Source organism: Shimia fortis, from assembly GCF_040225985.1.
Taxonomy (GTDB): Bacteria; Pseudomonadota; Alphaproteobacteria; order Rhodobacterales; family Rhodobacteraceae; genus Shimia.
The window spans coordinates 82,438-100,103 of sequence record NZ_JBBPEU010000004.1 but is presented as its reverse complement, the minus strand read 5'-3'; the positions used below and the strand labels follow the sequence as shown (position 1 = coordinate 100,103).

Genomic DNA, 17,666 nt, shown 5'->3' with positions numbered 1-17,666 from the left:
ATGGGAAGAGTAGCACTCGTAACCGGCGGTTCGCGCGGTATCGGCGAAGCGATTTCGAAGCAACTGCAAGCTGAAGGTTACACCGTTGCCGCCACATATGCAGGCAACGACGAAGCTGCCGCAAAGTTCACCGAGGAAACCGGCATCAAGACCTACAAGTGGAACGTCGGCGACTACGAATCGTCCGCCGCCGGCATCGCCAAGGTCGAAGAAGAGCTGGGCCCGATCGAAGTGGTTGTGGCCAACGCCGGCATCACCCGTGACGCCCCCTTCCACAAAATGACCCCGCAGCAATGGCAGGAAGTCATCGACACCAACCTGACCGGCGTGTTCAACACCATTCACCCGATCTGGCCCGGCATGCGCGAGCGCAAGTTCGGCCGCGTCATCGTGATCTCGTCGATCAACGGCCAGAAAGGCCAGTTCGCTCAGGTGAACTATGCCGCCACCAAAGCCGGTGATCTGGGCATCATCAAGTCGCTGGCTCAGGAAGGCGCCCGCGCCGGCATCACCGCCAACGCGGTCTGCCCCGGCTATATCGGCACCGAAATGGTCCGCGCGATCCCCGAGAAGGTTCTGAACGAAGCCATCATCCCGCAGATCCCCGTAGGCCGTCTGGGCGAGCCGGAAGAAATCGCGCGCTGCGTGGTCTTCCTGGCATCGGACGACGCGGGCTTCATCTCGGGTTCGACCATCTCGGCAAACGGCGCGCAGTTCTTCGTCTAAGAACACCGCCACACCAAACCCTCAAAGGCCGCCCTATCCTGGGCGGTCTTTTTTCTTTGCCGCAGTCCCCGTCCGGGCCTAGGCTGACCCACAAAGGTCACGCGCAGAGGAGTCCCGGACATGACACGACAGGCTTGCACATTCAAACGGACAAAGGCCGCACTTCTCGTGACCGCCTCTGCCTGCCTCGCAGCCCCCGTGGCCGCCGAAGACAGCGTCCCCCTGACCCTGAACCTTGGCGGCGGCTATTCCGTCACGCTTTATGGCTTCATCAAGGCGGATTTCATCTGGGACAATGGCTATGATCTGGGCCGCACCACCTCGGGGATCAACGCCATCGGCCTGCCCGGTGGCCCCGCGGCAGGGGATTTTGACCGCCAGCAGCTTGATGAGACCCGTATCGGATTGAACTTCAACGGGCCGAACGATTTCTTTGCCAAGCTCGAAGGCGATTTCTATGGCGCAAGCACCAGCCCCCGCTGGCGTCACGCCTATATCGACTGGTACGGGGTCACGCTGGGCCAGACCTGGACCAACTTCATGACGGTGGAAACGCTGGCCGACACGGTCGACTTTCAGGGTTCGGGCGCCGTGCCCTTCGCGCGCGTGCCGCAGCTCCGCTATACCTATCGCGGCCTGCCCAACACCACGCTTTCGGCCTCGGTCGAGGAAGACGTTAGCAACAGCGACGATTACATGCTGACCTTTGCCGCGCGCTACGGGTTCAACTCAGGCATGGTGCGCGCCTCGGCCCTGACACGGGACACCACCATTGCGGGATCGCGGGTCGAAGGCTGGGGCGTGATGCTATCGTCCTTGCTCACCCCTTGGGCCAATGGCACGGTCAAGCTGAACTATACCACCGGCGAAGGCATCGGCGACATTCTGGCCGCGGGCCTCTCGGGCAACGCGCTGTCCATTGGTGGCAACGCCGTCGACACCAACGCGGTTGGCCTGACCTATGCCCATCAGGTCACCGATCGTCTGAAACTTGCCGCCACAGGAAGCTGGGTCGATGTGGACCGCGCCACCGGCACAGACACGGAAAGCCTGACATCCCTGCACCTGTCGGCGTTTTATGATGTCGGGCACAACACGACGATGATGCTCGAATATTTCACCGCTGACCGCAAACAGGGCAATGGCGCATCATTCAACGCCGAGCGGGTCCAGTTCGCCGTGAAATACACGTTCTGACCGGACCCGCCCTGTTCACACCCGCGTCAGCCGAGAACCGTTTTCACGGCGCGCACGGTGGCCGCCACCACCTGGTCCGCCTCGTCACGAGTCAGACAGAAGGGCGGCGCAAAGCCAAGGATATCGCCCTGCGGCATCGCCCGTGCGATCACGCTGTCCCCTTCCAGCATCGCCGCGGCCAGTTGCGGACCGACCTTTTGTGATGCGTCAAAGAACGCGCGCGTTTCCTTGTCAGCCACGAACTCGACCGCGCACAACAGCCCTTCGCCGCGCACTTCGCCCACATGCGGATGATCGGCCAGAGCCTCGGCCATGGTCCGGTTGAGATAGGTCCCCACCTCGCCCGCATTCTGCAACAGCTTGAGGTCATCCAGCAGCTTGAGGTTCGCCACCCCGGCCGCCGCCCCGATCGGGTGCGCGGAATAGGTCCAGCCGTGGCCGATCGGCCCGTTTTCATCGGTGCCCTGCTCCAGAACGGCCCAGACCTTGTCCGAGACAATCGAGCCCGACAGCGGCGCATAGGCCGAGGTCAGCCCCTTGGCGATGGTGATGATGTCGGGGCGCATCCCGTAATGATCCGAGCCGAACATGGTGCCAAGGCGGCCGAAACCGGTCACGACCTCGTCGGCAATCAGCAGGATATCGTGCTTGTCCAGCACAGCCTGAATCGCCTGCCAGTACCCTGCGGGCGGCGGCACGATCCCGCCCGTGCCCAAAGCGGGCTCTCCGATAAAGGCGGCAATCGTGTCGGCCCCTTCCCGCGCTATCAGCTCTTCCAGCGACGCCACACAGGCGGCCACGAATTGCGCCTCGCTCATCTCGGCCACATCGCGGCGGAAATAATAGGGCGCGTCGGTATGAATCACCTGTGCCAGCGGCAGGTCGAACTTGTTGTGGAACAGTTCAAGCCCGGTCAGCGATCCGGTCATCACCCCCGACCCGTGATACCCCCGCCAGCGCGAGATGATCTTCTTTTTCTCGGGGCGGCCCAGAATGTTGTTCATGTACCAGACCAGCTTGATATTGGTCTCGTTCGCATCCGACCCCGACAGCCCGAAATAGACCTTGGACATGTTGTCGGGTGCGCGGTCCAGAATCATTTTGGCCAGCGTGATCGACGCCTCGGTGCCGTGACCCACATAGGAATGGTAATAGGCCAGCTCGCGCGCCTGATCCGCAATCGCCTCGGCGATCTCGGGGCGGCCATAGCCGACATTCACGCAATAAAGACCCGCGAACGCATCCAGCAAACGGGTGCCGTCGCGGTCCTCGATATGACAGCCCGACCCGCCGGTCACGACCCGCTGGGGCAGGTTGCCCCGTGCAAACTCGGCCAGATGGGTGGAAGGGTGAAAGAAATTGTCGCGGTCCCACGCGTCAAGTTGATCGTTTCGGAGCATGGCTCACCTCTTGGTCACGGCGGCGCGCCGCCTTTGGGTTCATGACTGGAGCCGGGTGCACGCAAGCCGGGCCATCTGGGCCACGGGTCCAAGCGGGCAGGCTCCGCTCATCCCTGACAGCAGCGCGCAATGCCTTTATTGCCAAGGTAAGACCTGATTAACGAATTGGCGGCAAAAATCGAAGTACAAACCGGTCAGCGCCGCGAAAAATTTTGTACAAAACAGACAAAAAGGGCCGTACCACGCGGGTACGGCCCCTCTGATCCCGTAAGTGCCGAAGCGTCAGGCACAGCGGGAAGGCTCCGTAAGAACCGGTTGGTTCAGCGGGGCAGTTCGGGGTTTGAACAGCCAAGAAAACAGGCCGGCAAAGGCCTTGGCGCGTTCGGCGTGGGCATCACGAAAGGCTTGTTCGATGCGGGCGGTTTGGGCAGTTTCGATCATATCGGGCCTCATTGGGTAAGTATCTTTGAACTGTCCCCAATATGCGCCCTGACCTCGCTGGCGACAAACGAGACTTTTCAAGGCTTCAGTTAAGCTGTACTTAAGTGACATGTCTGATCGTCTGCCCCCGCTTACCGCCCTGCGTGCCTTCGAGGCCGCCGCCCGCCACATGTCCTTTGCCAAGGCCGCCGAAGAATTGCATGTCACGCCGGCCGCGCTGTCCTTCCAGATCAAGTCACTTGAGGACCATCTCGGCACGCCCGTATTCCGCCGCCTGAACCGCGCCGTCGAACTCACCGAGGCCGGTCGCGCCCTGGCCCCCGGCGTCGCCGACGGGTTCCAGACCCTCAATTCCGCGTGGCGCTCGGCACAGCGTATGGCCAATGAAACAACGCTGATGGTGACCGCTGGCCCTGCCTTCACCGCCAAATGGCTGGCCCCGCGCTTTTTTGAATTCGTGCGGGCGCATCCCGATATCGACCTGCGCTTTTCGGCAACGCTGCACAATCTAGATTTCGGCCGCGACGAGGTCGATGTCGCGATACGGTTCGGGCACGACAAACAGGATCCCGGTCTTTGGTCCCTGCCCCTTGAACAGGAATGGGTAATGCCGGTCATGCTGCCGGAAATGGCCGAGCGGTTTCCCACGCCTGCAAGCCTGCGTGACGCGACCCTGATACACGATGATTCAATAAATTTTCTGAACCCAAAGGGGGACTGGGCAACGTGGTTTCGCCTGATGGACCTCGACATTGATGCCACCCACGGCCCCCGTTTCACAGGCGCCGATCACGCCGTGGATGCGGCCCTTGCCGGGGCCGGTGTGGTGCTGGGCCGCCGCGCCCTTGTGGTGAAAGACCTGAAAGAGGGTCGCCTCGTTGCGCCCTTCCCGCAGGCTATCGGTTTGCAGGCCAGATTCCGGTTTCTCTGCCGCGAAGGCGAGGAAAACCGCCCGCATATTGCCGCTTTCAGACAATGGATCCTTGACGAAGTCGCCAAACTCGCCTCTGTCACACAAGCCCTGACCATCACTCCGATTGAGGACATTCCCCTACCATGACCCGCACCCGCGCCACGGCCATCGGATTCGTCGCTGTTCTACTCTGGGCCCTGCTGGCGCTGTTTACCGTGGGCACGGCACCAACGCCGCCACTGTTGCTGAACGCGATCTGCTTTACCATCGGCGGCGCAATCGGCCTTGTCTGGACGGCGCGCACAGGCGGGTTCGCGATTCTGCGCAGTATCAGTTGGAAGGTCTATGCCTTTGGCACACTTGGTCTTTTCGGCTATCACGCGCTGTATTTCAGCGCCCTGCGCCTTGCCCCCGCCGCCGAAGCGGGCCTGATCGCCTATCTCTGGCCTCTGCTGATCGTGCTGTTCTCGGGTCTTTTGCCCGGAGAGAAATTGAAAAAAGGGCACCTGATCGGGGCCCTGTGCGGGTTCTGCGGTGCCGCGCTGATTATCCAGGGCGGCGGCACCGGCTTCAACGCCGCAGCATTGCCCGGCTACATCCTCGCCTTTCTCTGCGCGCTGACATGGTCTGGCTATTCAGTCCTGTCGCGCAAGATCGGCGACGCCCCAACAGAGACCGTGGCCGTGTTCTGCGTGGCCACGGCGATCCTGTCCGCGCTGACCCATCTGATGTTCGAAGACACCGTGTGGCCGGTCGGCGCCATAGGCTGGGGGTCCGCATTGGCCCTTGGCCTTGGGCCGGTTGGACTGGCCTTTTATGTCTGGGATATCGGAGTGAAACGCGGCGACATTCAACTGTTGGGAACGACATCCTATGCGGCGCCCCTCTTGTCGACCCTCGTTCTGGTCTTGGTCGGAATTGCCGACCCGAGCTGGATGCTGGGGGCGGCAACACTCTTGATCACGGGCGGCGCGGTAATTGCCGCGCGCGCCAGCCTGAAAGCCTAGACCGTTACGGACAGGCGTTCGATCTCTTCCTTGAGCTTGAGTTTCTGCTTCTTCATTTCGGCAATGTCGAAATCGCTCGACCCCGGTGCCCTTTGTTCGGCTTCGACCTGCTCGGAGAGGGCTTCGTGTTTCCGTTTCAGTTCTTCCAGATGCGAGCTCACGCTCATGGCAGTCCTCCTCTCAAGATTTGCAAAACAACGATGACAGTGCAGCACACTTTTACCTATCTGTCACGCTGCATCCGCAACAAATCGGCAGCACTTTGCGTATAATGCATATCGAAAATGCAGTTTTTCCGGGGCTTGGGATTGGCTGGTTCGCGACGCAGAAAGACAAAAGTCGGAAAGATGTTGGTTTCAAACAGGAAACGGCAACGCCGTCCCGTCGCGCAACACCGCGCGCACCTCAGAGGTATAGCTTTCCCGATCCCCGTCATGATGCGTGCCTTCATGCAAAAGGACCGGCGCATGCAGGCGGAATGCGGCCCGCCCCCCCTTGCGTCCGCGCACCAGAACCAGATTCGCGTCGCGCCCGAGGCGGGGCTGCAAAGGCAGCACCTGCACAGATCCAAGACGCCCTGAAAACGCCGCCAAAATGTCGGGCAGGCGTTCCGCGCGGTGGATAAAACTGGCAAACCCCTTGGGCGCCAAGCGGCGTGCAGCCGTATCAACCCAAAGGGATAGCGGCGTTGCCTCGCCCATCGCGGTTTCGCGTCCCGCTTCGCGGGCGGCCGTGCTGGCGCTGCGGTCAAAATAGGGGGGATTGGCAATCACGTGGTCAAACTGTCGTTGCCGCAGGACCTCGGGCAAATGGGCCAGATCGGCGATGTGAACCTCCAACGCCTGCCCATTGCGGGATGCGTTGGTGCGCGCAAGGTCGGCATAGGTGGTCTGGATCTCGACCCCGGTGAGGGTCAGGCCCGCCACCCGCCAGCCAAGGCACAAGGACGCGGTGCCGACCCCGCAGCCGAGTTCCAGAACGCTCTGCCCCGGATGCGCGGGCACCGCAGCAGCCAGAAACACGGGGTCCACGCCCGCGCGATAACCATCGACCGGCTGCGCAATTGTCAAACGCCCGTCCAGAAAGGCATTTTCACTGGTCTGCATGCCCGTCACTTACCCACCCAGCGGGATGTCGTTGTCACGCATCACCCGTTCAGCCGCGGCATGGTCCGCGCTGACCACCATGAGCCGGCGCGGCAAAATGCCGATCGAACCTTCAAGCACGCTCATGTTTACGTCCATTTCAAAGCAGTTTATACCCTCCCCTCGAAGCAGGGCCGAGGCAAAGGCAATGATCGTCGGGTCGTTGCTGCGCAAAAGCTCTTTCATGACAGCGATGTAAGGGCAGGTCTTGGGCAATGTCGAGACCTGTGACAGGAAGTTGATGGGTCTGGATCAAGCCGCAACAAAACCGCACGAGGCGCTGAGCGCCCTTCTGGCCGATGAAATGGCCGCCGTGAATGACCTGATTACCCAGCGCATGGCCAGCGAACACGCCCCGCGCATCCCCGAGGTGACCGCCCATCTGGTCGGGGCCGGTGGTAAACGCCTGCGCCCGATGCTGACGCTGGCGGCGGCGCGACTCTGTGGCTATGACGGGCCCTATCACGTGCATCTGGCCGCCACAGTCGAGTTCATACATACAGCGACCCTTCTGCATGACGACGTGGTGGACGAAAGCGCCCAACGCCGGGGCCGCCCCACTGCCAACCTGCTTTGGGACAACAAGTCCTCGGTTCTGGTGGGGGACTACCTGTTTTCGCGGTCCTTCCAACTGATGACCGAAACCGGCTCGATCGAGGTGCTGCGCATTCTGTCGAATGCCTCGGCCACGATTGCCGAGGGCGAAGTGCTGCAGCTGACTGCCGCCACTGACCTGGCCACGGATGAGGGCATTTACCTGCAGGTCGTGCGTGGCAAAACGGCTGCCCTGTTTTCGGCAGCGACCGAAGTGGGGGGCGTGATTGCGGGTGCCGATCCGGCGCTGGTCAGGGCGCTGTTCGACTATGGCGACGCGCTTGGGATCGCGTTCCAGATCGTCGATGACCTGCTGGATTACCAGGGCGACACCAAGGCCACAGGCAAGAACGTGGGCGACGATTTCCGCGAGCGCAAGCTGACCTTGCCGGTAATCAAGGCGGTGGCCAAAGCCGATGACGCCGAGCGCGCGTTTTGGGTCAAGACCATCGAAAAGGGCAAACAGGACGACGGCGATCTCGAGCATGCGCTGGCGCTGTTGCACAAGCATGGCACTCTGGAAGACACGCGCCAGGATGCACTGGCCTGGGCGGCCAAGGCCAAGGCCGCGATCGGGCAACTGCCCGAGCACGAGATTCGCACGATGCTGACGGATCTGGCGGATTACGTGGTGGCCCGGGTCAGCTAGAGCCCGGTGTCCTTGGTGAAGGGCGTTGCCCCTCTTGGCCCCGGACCAGGGTCCGGCGCCAATTCACCCCAAGGTATTTTACCCAAGAAAAAGAGGTGGGCGGCTTAAAGCATGCGCCCGCAGGCGCACCACCATTCGGGGTGGCGAGCGGCGATTGCGGCACGGGCGGCATTTGCCGCGCGACCATCGGAGGGAAAGAGTCCGAAACAGGTGGCGCCCGACCCCGACATGGCCGTGAAGAGGCTGCCTGAAGCGTCGATGGCGTCGAGTACTATTGCAATTTCAGGTTGAAGCGAGACAGCAGCGGGCTGCAGGTCGTTGCGCTGGGTTGCGAGCCAATTGGCGAACATGTCCAGTGTCGGGAAGTCCGGCAGACTGATCGGCATGGGCGGGTTGGTCCGGCGGGTCAGGGCGCGGAAGATTGCAGGAGTCGAGACCTCAACGCCGGGGTTCACCAGCAGGATGTCACAGGCCGGCAGGCCCCCAACCGGCGACAGCGTTTCGCCAATCCCCGACATGCGCTGTGCCTGTGGTGTCAGGCAGACCGGCAGGTCCGCGCCCAGCGACAGAACCTGGTCCGTGTCCGGGAGGGAACATTGCCAAAGATCAGAAAGCGCCCGCAAAGTCGCGGCGGCATCAGAGCTGCCCCCGCCGATCCCTGCAGCAGCGGGCAGGTGTTTTTCGAGAGTGATGGCCGCCTTTTGCTCATCCGCCAGTAAGGCGGCGGCCTGCATCACGAGGTTGCTGTCATCACTGGGCACGCCGTCCGACCGAGGCCCGGTTACCGTAAGCTGCATTCGGTCCGACGGTGCCACAGTGATGCGATCCCCCACATCGGCAAACACCACCAGTGAATCCAGCAGGTGATAGCCATCCGCGCGCTGGCCAGTGACATGCAGGGTCAGATTGATCTTGGCCGGGGCAAAGGCCTCAGTTTTCATTGGCCACTTGCAGCGGATCCGCGCCTTCTTCTTCAAGCACCTGGTCCAGCCCCACTTCAAGCTTGCGGCGGATGCGGTCGGGCTTGGCTTCTTCGGCGCTGTCTTCATCGACGAAGGACAGCGCGCGTTTCCATTGGAACTGGGCCTCGAGCTTGCGCCCCACGGCCCAATAGACATCGCCCAGATGGTCATTGACCACGGGATCAATCGGCATCAACTCGGTCGCGCGTTCCATATGCGCCACGGCTTCATCATAACGTCCAAGCCGGAACAGAACCCAGCCAAGACTGTCGACAATATAGCCGCTGTCAGGACGCGCCGCGACGGCGCGTTCGATCATGTTGAGCGCCTCGTCCAGCTTGATCTTCTTTTCAACAAGCGAATAGCCGAGATAGTTCAGCACCTGCGGCTGTTCGGGGTTCAATTCGAGCGCCGTGCGGAAATCGGCCTCGGCCAGTTCCCACTGATCCAGACGTTCATGACAGATGCCGCGCGCGTAATAGACGAACCACAAGGCGCGGTCGGCCGCGTTGTCGAGTTCGATCGCCTTGTCATAGGCGGCAACAGCGCCTTCGAAATCGCGGTTCTGCCGTAACACATCACCCAGCGCCGAATGGACCGAAGACAGTTCAGAATGAGTACGGGTCAGTTGCGTGAGCACCTCGACCGCGGCGTCCTCCCGTCCTGCCATGCGCAGCGCGTCGGAGCGCCCCATTTCTGCAATGTGGAAAGACGGGTGGTCGGCGGGAACGCGCTTGTAAGCCTCGATGGCAAGGTCATAGCGGCCCAACTGGTCCAGCAACCCTGCCGACAGCAACAGCGCCTCGACCAGATCAGGGCGCAGGTATTCCGCAACGCGGGTATAGAGCAGTGTATAATCCGCCGACGCTTCGGAGGCGAGCACATCGGCAAGGGCATAGAACACCTCGGCAATGCCGTCGCGGACGCCCGAGACCATATCGAAGTCGAGCGTTTCGCCCGCCCGCAGACGGTCGGTCATGGCCTGCAAATTGGGATCCAGAGCACCGCCGAACATGTCCTGCATAAGGTTGAGCGCCTCGTCGTTGCGATCAAGCTGGCTCAGGATCTGCACAAGCGCCAGCACGCTGCGCCGGGTCATCTGGACCGCGTTCTCGTCCTTGGCGGCATAGACCTTTTCGGCACCGCTGAAATCGCCGACCGAGGCCAGCGCGAGCGCTTTGTGATAGGCGGCGAACCCTGCGGCGCCCTGTTGTCGGGCGGCCGCATCAAAGGCCTGCAGCGCATCGGACATCGAGCCATTCCCGATATGGGCCCACGCGGTGACCAGACTGTCGACCAATTCGTTCACCCCAAGCGTGTCGTTCAGGTCTTCCAGCAAGGTTTCGAATTTGCCGTCTTTGACGAGCTCGGCCACGATCACCATATCGGACAGCTGGCTTTGCAACCCATCTGCGCGCATCTTGCGGGCAACGGGCAGCGCACGGTCAATCTGGCCAAGCGACAGGTACGACAACACCGCGCTTTCCAGAAGGCGCGGATTGGATGGATCGCGGGCCAGCGCGGCGGTGTAATAGCGCGAAGCCGCGAGGTAATCGCTGTCAAAAGCCGCCTGACGTCCTGCAAGATAGGACCCCGAGAACCCCTGCGCCACGGCGGGCAAGGACAGTGCGGACAGGATCAGCGAGGTGGTTGCAATACGCAGGAATGATGCGGCCAAGACGGGCTCCTTCGATGGCGTTCGCTTTGAAACCTAGTGCTGGCTGCGGCAACAAGCAATGGGCCGGAGGACGGTTACCGGCCCTTACACGCCAATTTGCACCGGCGTATTGGCGCGGCGCAACGGGAAGCGGCAGTCAGCGACCTCAGACCACGAGATCGTAGAGCGGCCCCGTGAAATGCAGGTCATAGTCCAGCCCCACAATCCGCAGGTTGATCGAATCCTGACTGGCGCCGTCGACCAGAGCCCACAAAACCTGCCCGGTGGGGCGATGGATCACGAATGCCTCGGCCACGTCGGCCTGACCCGCGTTTTCGGTGTGAGCGATCTGGATGTTGAACTCGGACGCACTGGCGCCGCTGATGCCATAGAACAGCACGTCACCCTCTGCGGCGTTGTAATCCTGCACCCAGTCAGACCCATGGGTGCGCTGGCCGATGTGAAAGAATTCGTCCGCGCCTGCGCCCCCGTTCAAGAGGTCGTGCCCGAAACCGCCATTGAGGAAATCATCGCCGTCGCCCCCGAACAATTGGTCGGCAAATGCGCCGCCGGAAAGAAGGTCATCATCTCCTTGCCCGACGACTGTATCCGCGCCGAAGCCCCCCATGAGTACGTCGTCACCGTCGCCGCCATAGACCATGTCGTTGCCATAGCCGCCATCGGCGGTGTCATTTCCGGCACCGGCAAAGATCAGGTCGCCTTCGTCATAGCCGCCACCGCCGGCATCAATCGAGTCGTCCCCGTCGCCGCCGTTGAGCGTGTCGCGGCCATCACCGCCATTCAGCGTGTCGTTGCCACCCAACCCGACGAGGCGGTCGTGGCTGCTACCGCCGATGAACTGATCATTGAATCCGTCGCCCGTGCGGTTCACCACCGCGTCGCGCGTCGCAATGAGGCGCAAGGCCTCCATGCTGATGAAACGGTCGTCCATCTCGAAATCAAAATACTCGACAAAGCGGGCCGTGATCGTATCCGTCCCAAGCGAGAAGACGAGATTGCCACCAGTCAGGGCCACGGACGCGCTAGCAAAACTGCCGTCATGGAAGCGAACGGTGTCGATGCCGTCCTGACCGTCGATTTCATGATCGTTGCCCTGCACCACGCCAATGACGTCGCGACCAACCCCGGTTTCGACAAGCGCGCGATACGTGGTGAACACGTCATTCTCGGATATCGTGACCCCGGGAAGCGCATTCACAAAAATCGGATCTCCGGGGAAGAATCCCGATCCATCCACCGGGATATCTGTGTGGATGACACGGTCGAGGAATTGCTGAGCCTGCCGCGTCGTTGTGATCTCGGGCAGTTCGGTCCCCCCGACGCGCAACACATAACTTTCAATCTCGGGCCCGACGGGATGCGACACGGAATAAACCACCGTCTCGGTTGCCATCGTGTCCCAGAACATGAGACCGAATTCCTCGATCTCGGTGGTCATGGTCGGGTCAAGGAAATCAAACCCATCGCCGTGCAAGGCATAAAGCGTGGTGCGATCCGCCTGAACGATGTCCAGCATGCCTGTGATCGGATTTGCCCGAAGCGAAGTATAGACAAAACTGCTGCTCTGTTCAGGCAGCACCAGCTGGATTTGCCCCAAACGCGCGCTTTGCAATTCTTCGTCGATATGCCGGAATACAGGCACCGAAAAGGTGTATGTGGTCATGGTCTGCCTTGCCTCGTGATAACGCACTCTTGTGGTGCATTTTCCGTAAGCGTACCCGCATCCCGCTTGCCGCTCAAGTTATCTGTAAGCGTGCGACCCAGCAGGGCAGCCCGACCGTCGCAAATATGCATCTCTGCCAACGATCTAAGCCATTGGATATTAACAATCAGTTTAGCGCAGAAAGCTTTATGCCATCAGGTCGAACACCTGCCCGCCAATCTGAAGGTTGATGCTGTCCTGCGCGCCGCCATCGACAAGTGCCCATACAATCTGACCTGTGGGCCGGTAGATCACGAAGGCTTCGCTGACATCATCGGCCCCAGCCAAAGGCGTTTCGGCCAGATTGATCTGGAACTGCGCCGCTGTCGCGTCGCTGTTTCCAAAATAGAGGACATCCCCCGCGGCGGCATCGTAATCCTGGATCCAGTCCGACCCGTGATCCGCAACACCCAAGTGGAAGAACCGGTCTGCGCCATGCCCGCCGTTCATCCGGTCAAAACCAAAACCGCCATTCAGGAAATCGTCGCCATCCCCGCCAAACAGAGCATCGGACAGCGCGCCGCCAGACAGCGAATCCTGCCCCTGCTGGCCGCGCAGGTCATCTGCGCCAAACCCGCCAATCAGAAGGTCGTCACCTTCGCCGCCAAAGACCAGATCGTTGCCATAGCCACCGTCTACCGTGTCATTCCCGCCACCGGCATAGACCGTGTCACGTTCGTCAAAAATGTCTTCGCCGCCGTGGATGTCGTCGTTGCCGTCGCCGCCATTCAGCGTGTCGGCGCCGTCGCCGCCCCAGATCGTGTCGTTGCCCGCCAGCCCGACCAGACGATCATGGTTATTCCCCCCACGCAGGATATTGGACGTCTCGTCCCCGACCAGATCCACCGCGTCCTGGCGCACGGCGAAGCTGCGCAACTGTTCCAGCGTGAAATGCTCGGTCCCGCCACCGACACGCGCAAATACGAAATTCTCGACATTGCGCACCTGCATCTGTTCGCCGCCCTCATCAAAGGGCATCATGGCGTCTCCGATGCGCAATTCGGCACCGGACCAAGAGATATTGAAGGCATTTGCCGAATACCCGGTGAATTGCAGTGTATCATTGCCCGCACCGCCATCGACAAAGGCCGAGATCAAATCATCAGGCAACAGCGTGTCATCCCCGATGCCGCCATAAATCTCGGAATGACCAAACATCATCGAAAACGCGATCGTGTCATCTTCACTTACCCGAACATCGGGAATGGCCGAGAGGTCGATCTCTTCACCCGGCCCATAACCCGACCCGCGGGGGGCACCGTCTGCCCAGGTCAGCCGATTGAACAGGTTTCGCGCACCGCTCAGCGTGGTCATATTGGGCAAGGGGTCGCCGCCGATCTCGAGGAAATAACTTTCAAAGGCGCCACCCACGTCCAGAGATGCGGCATAAACATAGGTTTCCCGCCGAGCATTGTCCCAGTTCAACTGGCCGAATTCCTGTGACCCGGTGACGAATTCGCCCATGACACTTCTGCCATCGGCGTAGACAGAATAGACATCATCGGAATTGAGGGAAATAATGTCGAGAAGCCCGCGCGTGCTGATAGTGCGATAGCTGAAACTCTCAACACTGTCAGGGACAACAAGCTGAAGTTCCCCCGCGCGCGCGGCGGTGATCTGGTTGTTGGAAATTGTCAGAACGGGAACTGAAAACGTATAAGTCGTCACGGGTACACCACTGGTAAAAAAGGTTTAAGCTCTGCGGCTTTTCTGGCCCGCCGACAGGCATGTTGCAAGCAGTTTGTGCCGCCGCGCAACGAAAAAGGCGACCCACCGTGTCGCCTTTTCTTGCTTTGAATACAGCCTCTTACATGTTCGGATAGTTGGGCCCGTCGCCGCCTTGGGGGGTGACCCAATTGATGTTCTGGCTCGGATCCTTGATGTCACAGGTCTTGCAATGCACACAGTTCTGGAAGTTCACCACGAACTCGGGCTTGCCGTCCTTTTCAACCACTTCATAGACGCCAGCCGGGCAGTACCGCTGTGCCGGTTCGTCATACATCGGAAGGTTGGTCAGAATCGGAACAGTTTTGTCCTTCAACTGCAGGTGGCAGGGCTGGCTTTCCTCGTGGTTTGTCATCGCAAAGCTGACATTAGTCAGGCGGTCAAAGCTGAGCGTGCCATCGGGCTTGGGATACTCGATCGGCTTGTGCGCGGCGGCCGGTTCGGTCGAGGCCGCGTCGTTCTTGCCGTGCTTGAGCGTGCCAAACAGCGAGAACCCGAGCGTATTGGTCCACATGTCCAGACCACCCAGCGCCAGCGAGGGCAACATGCCCCACTTGGACCACATCGGTTTGACGTTGCGCACCTTCTTGAGGTCTTTGCCGATCGCCCCTTTGCGCACTTCCTGTTCGTAATCATGCAATTCGTCGCCCGAACGACCGTCCTTGATGGCGGCGTGGGCGGCTTCGGCAGCGGCGATCCCGGACAACATCGCGTTGTGGTTTCCCTTGATGCGGGGAACGTTGACCATGCCAACCGAACAACCGAGTAGCGCCACACCGGGGGCTACCATCTGCGGCATCGACTGGTATCCGCCTTCGGAGATGGCCCGCGCGCCATAAGCGACACGCTTGCCGCCCTCAAGAAGCTCGGCCACCATCGGGTGATGCTTGAAGCGCTGGAATTCCATGTAGGGGAACAGGTGCGGGTTCTTATAGTTCAGGTGCACCACGAAGCCGACATAGACCTGGTTGTTCTCGAGGTGATAGATGAACGACCCGCCACCGGCATTGCCGCCAAGGGGCCAGCCCATCGTGTGAGTCACGGTGCCTTCCTTGTGCTTGGCCGGGTCGATCTCCCAGATTTCCTTCATGCCGATGCCGTATTTCTGCGGCTCCTTACCGTCGGAAAGGCCGTAGCGTTCGATCACCTCTTTCGAGAGGCTGCCACGCACGCCTTCACTGAGGAAGACATACTTGCCGTGCAGTTCCATGCCCGGCTCGGTGTTGGGGCCGTAAGACCCGTCTTCCTCGAGACCGAAAACACCGGCAACCACGCCCTTGATGCTGCCGGCCTCGCCATAGACCAGCTCTGAACAGGCCATGCCGGGGAATATCTCGACACCCAGCTCTTCGGCCTGTTCGGCCATCCAGCGGCAGACATTGCCCATCGACACGATATAGTTGCCGTGGTTGTTCATCAGCGGCGGCATCGGGAAGTTGGGGATGCGGATTTCACCTGCCTCACCCAGCATGTAGAAATTGTCTTCCTTGACCGGCACGTTCAGCGGGGCGCCTTTTTCCTTCCAGTCAGGAATCAGCTTGTCGAGACCACAAGGGTCCAGAACGGCGCCGGACAGGATATGCGCCCCGACCTCGGACCCTTTTTCCAGAACCACGACATCGAGGTCTGCATCCAGTTGCTTCAGACGGATCGCCGCCGACAGACCCGCGGGGCCCGCACCAACGATAACGACGTCATATTCCATTGCTTCGCGTTCGATCTCTGCCATGTGGCTTTCCTTCCCGGGTGGCTGCGGAAATATTGTTTCGCAGTTGCTATCCCAGCTTTAAACAAAACGTCAATCAGAACCCGACGACAAAATGCCTCAAATCGCCTTGTGCCGTTGCGATAACACCGTTTTGCGCTTGCATTGCTCGCGACCACTTGCTTTTGAAAGACGGCTCGGGGCACTCTGAGCCCAAACAAGACAAAACAAGACTGGGCACCGCATCTGCGTTGCCCCCGACGATCGGGACCGACCCAATGGAAAAAATACCAATGACCCGCGCCGGGTTCACGGCGCTGGAAGCAGAACTGAAAACGTTGAAATCGGTGGAACGTCCGGCCATCATTCAGGCGATTGCCGAGGCCCGAGAACTGGGCGACCTGAAGGAAAACGCCGAATATCATTCGGCCCGCGAGAAACAGGGCTTTATCGAGGGGCGTATCAAGGAACTGGAAGGGGTGATTGGTCTGGCCGATGTGATCGACCCCACCAACCTGAGCGGATCGATCAAGTTCGGCGCGACCGTCACCCTTGTCGACGAGGACACGGACGAGGAAAAGACCTGGCAGATCGTGGGCGAACACGAGGCAAATGTCGAAAAAGGTCTCTTGAACATCAAATCGCCTATTGCGCGGGCATTGATTGGCAAGGAAGAAGGCGACAGTGTGGAGGTGCGCACCCCGGGCGGCGAAAAAAGCTATGAGGTGCTTTCCATCGCCTATGTTTAGGTCGCGGTAACGCAGGTGCAGGTATGACTGAGGCAAGCGAAGACAATTCGACCCCGCCGGGACTGTATGACAAGCCCACGGCCCCCAAGGTGACGGGGATCGAAGCGATTGCTGTTGTTCTCAGCCTGTTGTGGCTCGGCGGCACGGCGGTGTTTTTCCTTGTTCTTGGCCCCGGCGACGGGACCGGCGTGCAAAAGGTCGACGGGCTGCGCTTTGTGATGACCATGCTGGCGATCTTCCTGCCGGTCGCTATGATCTGGGTGGCGGCAACCGCTGCCCGGTCCAGCCGAATCATGCGCGAGGAAAGCGCGCGCCTGCAGGCCGCCATCGACGCCATGCGCCGCACCTATGTGGCCCAATCGCAGGGGGCCGCCAGCAAGATCGCCGCTGCGGAACCGTCCGTGGCGCGCAAGCTTGACGAAATCGCGGCGGCCCAGAAAAAAACCGAAACCGCGCTGGCGACCTTTTCCACCACCCGCGACCGTGGCATCCGCAAACCCGTCGTACCGGCCAGTCCTGTCCTGACGGAAGAGGACCAAGGGCTTCTTGCGCTGGGGACCCCGGCGGAAGATCTGTCGCCCCCCTTGGATCGCGAGATTTTCATCAGCGCGCTGAATTTCCCAGAAAACGCTGAGGACAAGGATGGCTTTGCCGCCCTGCGCAAAGCGTTGAAGGATCGTCAGGCCGCGCAGCTGATTCAGGCGGCGCAGGATGTGCTGACGCTCTTGTCGCAGGACGGCATCTATATGGATGACCTGCGTCCTGATCTGGCGCGACCCGAGATTTGGCGCCGATTCGCGGCAGGAGAACGCGGCAAGGTCATTGCCCAGCTGGGCGGCATCCGCGACCGGTCTTCGCTGGCGCTGGCCGCCGGGCGGATGAAGCAGGATCCGATCTTCCGCGATGCGGCCCACCATTTCCTACGCCGGTTCGACCGGATGTTCGTCGATTTCGAAGAAACAGCCTCGGACGCGGAGATCGCGGCATTGTCAGACACCCGCACCGCCCGCGCCTTTATGTTGCTGGGCCGCGTGGCAGGGATTTTCGACTGAAACAACACTGGAAACGCGCGG

General features: G+C 60.8%; 17 protein-coding genes. 7 read left to right on the top strand and 10 right to left on the bottom strand.

Annotated elements, in window-relative coordinates; genetic code table 11:
• Both phbB and WNE31_RS08400 read left to right on the top strand, forming a co-directional pair.
• Entirely contained in the window at positions 1 to 726 is a 726-nt protein-coding gene (gene phbB / locus WNE31_RS08405; RefSeq protein WP_349979287.1) for an acetoacetyl-CoA reductase, read from the top strand.
• A 120-nt stretch (positions 727 to 846) separates the two neighbouring features.
• Entirely contained in the window at positions 847 to 1,923 is a 1,077-nt protein-coding gene (locus WNE31_RS08400) for a hypothetical protein (RefSeq protein WP_349979286.1), read from the top strand.
• 26 nt (positions 1,924 to 1,949) lie between these two features.
• Here WNE31_RS08400 and WNE31_RS08395 read toward each other — a convergent pair whose 3' ends face one another.
• Both WNE31_RS08395 and WNE31_RS08390 read right to left on the bottom strand, forming a co-directional pair.
• The gene (locus WNE31_RS08395; protein ID WP_349979285.1) at positions 1,950 to 3,323 is read right to left on the bottom strand and encodes an aspartate aminotransferase family protein; all 1,374 of its coding nucleotides are present in this window, start codon (positions 3,321 to 3,323) and stop codon (positions 1,950 to 1,952) included.
• Between the two features lie 282 nt (positions 3,324 to 3,605).
• The gene (locus WNE31_RS08390; RefSeq protein ID WP_349979284.1) at positions 3,606 to 3,764 is read right to left on the bottom strand and encodes a hypothetical protein; all 159 of its coding nucleotides are present in this window, start codon (positions 3,762 to 3,764) and stop codon (positions 3,606 to 3,608) included.
• A gap of 109 nt (positions 3,765 to 3,873) precedes the next feature.
• Here WNE31_RS08390 and WNE31_RS08385 point away from each other — a divergent pair, with 109 nt between their 5' ends.
• Both WNE31_RS08385 and yddG read left to right on the top strand, forming a co-directional pair.
• Complete coding sequence (locus WNE31_RS08385) at positions 3,874 to 4,824, top strand: transcriptional regulator GcvA (RefSeq protein WP_349979283.1); 951 nt, start codon at positions 3,874 to 3,876, stop codon at positions 4,822 to 4,824.
• The gene (gene yddG, locus WNE31_RS08380) at positions 4,821 to 5,684 is read left to right on the top strand and encodes an aromatic amino acid exporter YddG (RefSeq protein WP_349979282.1); all 864 of its coding nucleotides are present in this window, start codon (positions 4,821 to 4,823) and stop codon (positions 5,682 to 5,684) included. Before WNE31_RS08385 ends, yddG begins: the two co-directional genes overlap by 4 nt.
• Here the strand turns inward: yddG and WNE31_RS08375 are convergent.
• The 3 genes from WNE31_RS08375 to WNE31_RS08365 all read right to left on the bottom strand — a co-directional run bounded on the left by WNE31_RS08375 (position 5,681) and on the right by WNE31_RS08365 (position 7,015).
• Positions 5,681 to 5,851, bottom strand: a complete 171-nt coding sequence (locus tag WNE31_RS08375) for a YdcH family protein (protein ID WP_349979281.1) — start codon at positions 5,849 to 5,851, stop codon at positions 5,681 to 5,683. The genes yddG and WNE31_RS08375 overlap by 4 nt on opposite strands.
• Before the next feature lie 189 nt (positions 5,852 to 6,040).
• Positions 6,041 to 6,790, bottom strand: a complete 750-nt coding sequence (locus WNE31_RS08370) for a tRNA1(Val) (adenine(37)-N6)-methyltransferase (protein WP_349979280.1) — start codon at positions 6,788 to 6,790, stop codon at positions 6,041 to 6,043.
• A 9-nt stretch (positions 6,791 to 6,799) separates the two neighbouring features.
• Positions 6,800 to 7,015: a putative signal transducing protein gene (locus WNE31_RS08365; protein WP_349979461.1), complete on the bottom strand. Its 216-nt coding sequence runs from the start codon at positions 7,013 to 7,015 to the stop codon at positions 6,800 to 6,802.
• 55 nt (positions 7,016 to 7,070) lie between these two features.
• Here WNE31_RS08365 and WNE31_RS08360 point away from each other — a divergent pair, with 55 nt between their 5' ends.
• Positions 7,071 to 8,072 (top strand): polyprenyl synthetase family protein, encoded by a 1,002-nt coding sequence (locus WNE31_RS08360; RefSeq protein ID WP_349979279.1) that lies wholly within the window; start codon positions 7,071 to 7,073, stop codon positions 8,070 to 8,072.
• A gap of 104 nt (positions 8,073 to 8,176) precedes the next feature.
• On the opposite strand, the gene WNE31_RS08355 is transcribed toward WNE31_RS08360, so the two are convergent.
• The 5 genes from WNE31_RS08355 to WNE31_RS08335 all read right to left on the bottom strand — a co-directional run bounded on the left by WNE31_RS08355 (position 8,177) and on the right by WNE31_RS08335 (position 15,868).
• Positions 8,177 to 9,013, bottom strand: coding sequence for a 4-(cytidine 5'-diphospho)-2-C-methyl-D-erythritol kinase (locus tag WNE31_RS08355; RefSeq protein ID WP_349979278.1), 837 nt, complete (start codon positions 9,011 to 9,013; stop codon positions 8,177 to 8,179).
• The gene (locus WNE31_RS08350; protein ID WP_349979277.1) at positions 9,003 to 10,712 is read right to left on the bottom strand and encodes a tetratricopeptide repeat protein; all 1,710 of its coding nucleotides are present in this window, start codon (positions 10,710 to 10,712) and stop codon (positions 9,003 to 9,005) included. Before WNE31_RS08350 ends, WNE31_RS08355 begins: the two co-directional genes overlap by 11 nt.
• 145 nt (positions 10,713 to 10,857) lie before the next feature.
• On the bottom strand, positions 10,858 to 12,375 hold the full coding sequence (locus tag WNE31_RS08345) for a calcium-binding protein (protein WP_349979276.1): 1,518 nt from the start codon (positions 12,373 to 12,375) through the stop codon (positions 10,858 to 10,860).
• Positions 12,376 to 12,561: 186 nt separating this feature from the next.
• Positions 12,562 to 14,082 (bottom strand): calcium-binding protein, encoded by a 1,521-nt coding sequence (locus tag WNE31_RS08340; protein ID WP_349979275.1) that lies wholly within the window; start codon positions 14,080 to 14,082, stop codon positions 12,562 to 12,564.
• Between the two features lie 139 nt (positions 14,083 to 14,221).
• Entirely contained in the window at positions 14,222 to 15,868 is a 1,647-nt protein-coding gene (locus WNE31_RS08335) for an electron transfer flavoprotein-ubiquinone oxidoreductase (protein WP_349979274.1), read from the bottom strand.
• Positions 15,869 to 16,122: 254 nt separating this feature from the next.
• Here WNE31_RS08335 and greA point away from each other — a divergent pair, with 254 nt between their 5' ends.
• Entirely contained in the window at positions 16,123 to 16,593 is a 471-nt protein-coding gene (gene greA, locus WNE31_RS08330) for a transcription elongation factor GreA (protein WP_349979273.1), read from the top strand.
• A gap of 23 nt (positions 16,594 to 16,616) precedes the next feature.
• Positions 16,617 to 17,645, top strand: a complete 1,029-nt coding sequence (locus tag WNE31_RS08325; protein WP_349979272.1) for a hypothetical protein — start codon at positions 16,617 to 16,619, stop codon at positions 17,643 to 17,645.
• Positions 17,646 to 17,666 lie beyond the last annotated feature (21 nt).

What these genes read in the sequence shown, in the direction of transcription:
- phbB (WP_349979287.1), top strand. Translation starts at nt 1, where the DNA reads ATGGGAAGAGTAGCACTCGTAACCGGCGGTTCGCGCGGTATCGGCGAA.
- WNE31_RS08400 (WP_349979286.1), top strand. Translation starts at nt 847, where the DNA reads ATGACACGACAGGCTTGCACATTCAAACGGACAAAGGCCGCACTTCTC.
- WNE31_RS08395 (WP_349979285.1), bottom strand. Translation starts at nt 3,323, where the DNA reads ATGCTCCGAAACGATCAACTTGACGCGTGGGACCGCGACAATTTCTTT.
- WNE31_RS08390 (WP_349979284.1), bottom strand. Translation starts at nt 3,764, where the DNA reads ATGATCGAAACTGCCCAAACCGCCCGCATCGAACAAGCCTTTCGTGAT.
- WNE31_RS08385 (WP_349979283.1), top strand. Translation starts at nt 3,874, where the DNA reads ATGTCTGATCGTCTGCCCCCGCTTACCGCCCTGCGTGCCTTCGAGGCC.
- yddG (WP_349979282.1), top strand. Translation starts at nt 4,821, where the DNA reads ATGACCCGCACCCGCGCCACGGCCATCGGATTCGTCGCTGTTCTACTC.
- WNE31_RS08375 (WP_349979281.1), bottom strand. Translation starts at nt 5,851, where the DNA reads ATGAGCGTGAGCTCGCATCTGGAAGAACTGAAACGGAAACACGAAGCC.
- WNE31_RS08370 (WP_349979280.1), bottom strand. Translation starts at nt 6,790, where the DNA reads ATGCAGACCAGTGAAAATGCCTTTCTGGACGGGCGTTTGACAATTGCG.
- WNE31_RS08365 (WP_349979461.1), bottom strand. Translation starts at nt 7,015, where the DNA reads ATGAAAGAGCTTTTGCGCAGCAACGACCCGACGATCATTGCCTTTGCC.
- WNE31_RS08360 (WP_349979279.1), top strand. Translation starts at nt 7,071, where the DNA reads ATGGGTCTGGATCAAGCCGCAACAAAACCGCACGAGGCGCTGAGCGCC.
- WNE31_RS08355 (WP_349979278.1), bottom strand. Translation starts at nt 9,013, where the DNA reads ATGAAAACTGAGGCCTTTGCCCCGGCCAAGATCAATCTGACCCTGCAT.
- WNE31_RS08345 (WP_349979276.1), bottom strand. Translation starts at nt 12,375, where the DNA reads ATGACCACATACACCTTTTCGGTGCCTGTATTCCGGCATATCGACGAA.
- WNE31_RS08335 (WP_349979274.1), bottom strand. Translation starts at nt 15,868, where the DNA reads ATGGCAGAGATCGAACGCGAAGCAATGGAATATGACGTCGTTATCGTT.
- greA (WP_349979273.1), top strand. Translation starts at nt 16,123, where the DNA reads ATGGAAAAAATACCAATGACCCGCGCCGGGTTCACGGCGCTGGAAGCA.
- WNE31_RS08325 (WP_349979272.1), top strand. Translation starts at nt 16,617, where the DNA reads ATGACTGAGGCAAGCGAAGACAATTCGACCCCGCCGGGACTGTATGAC.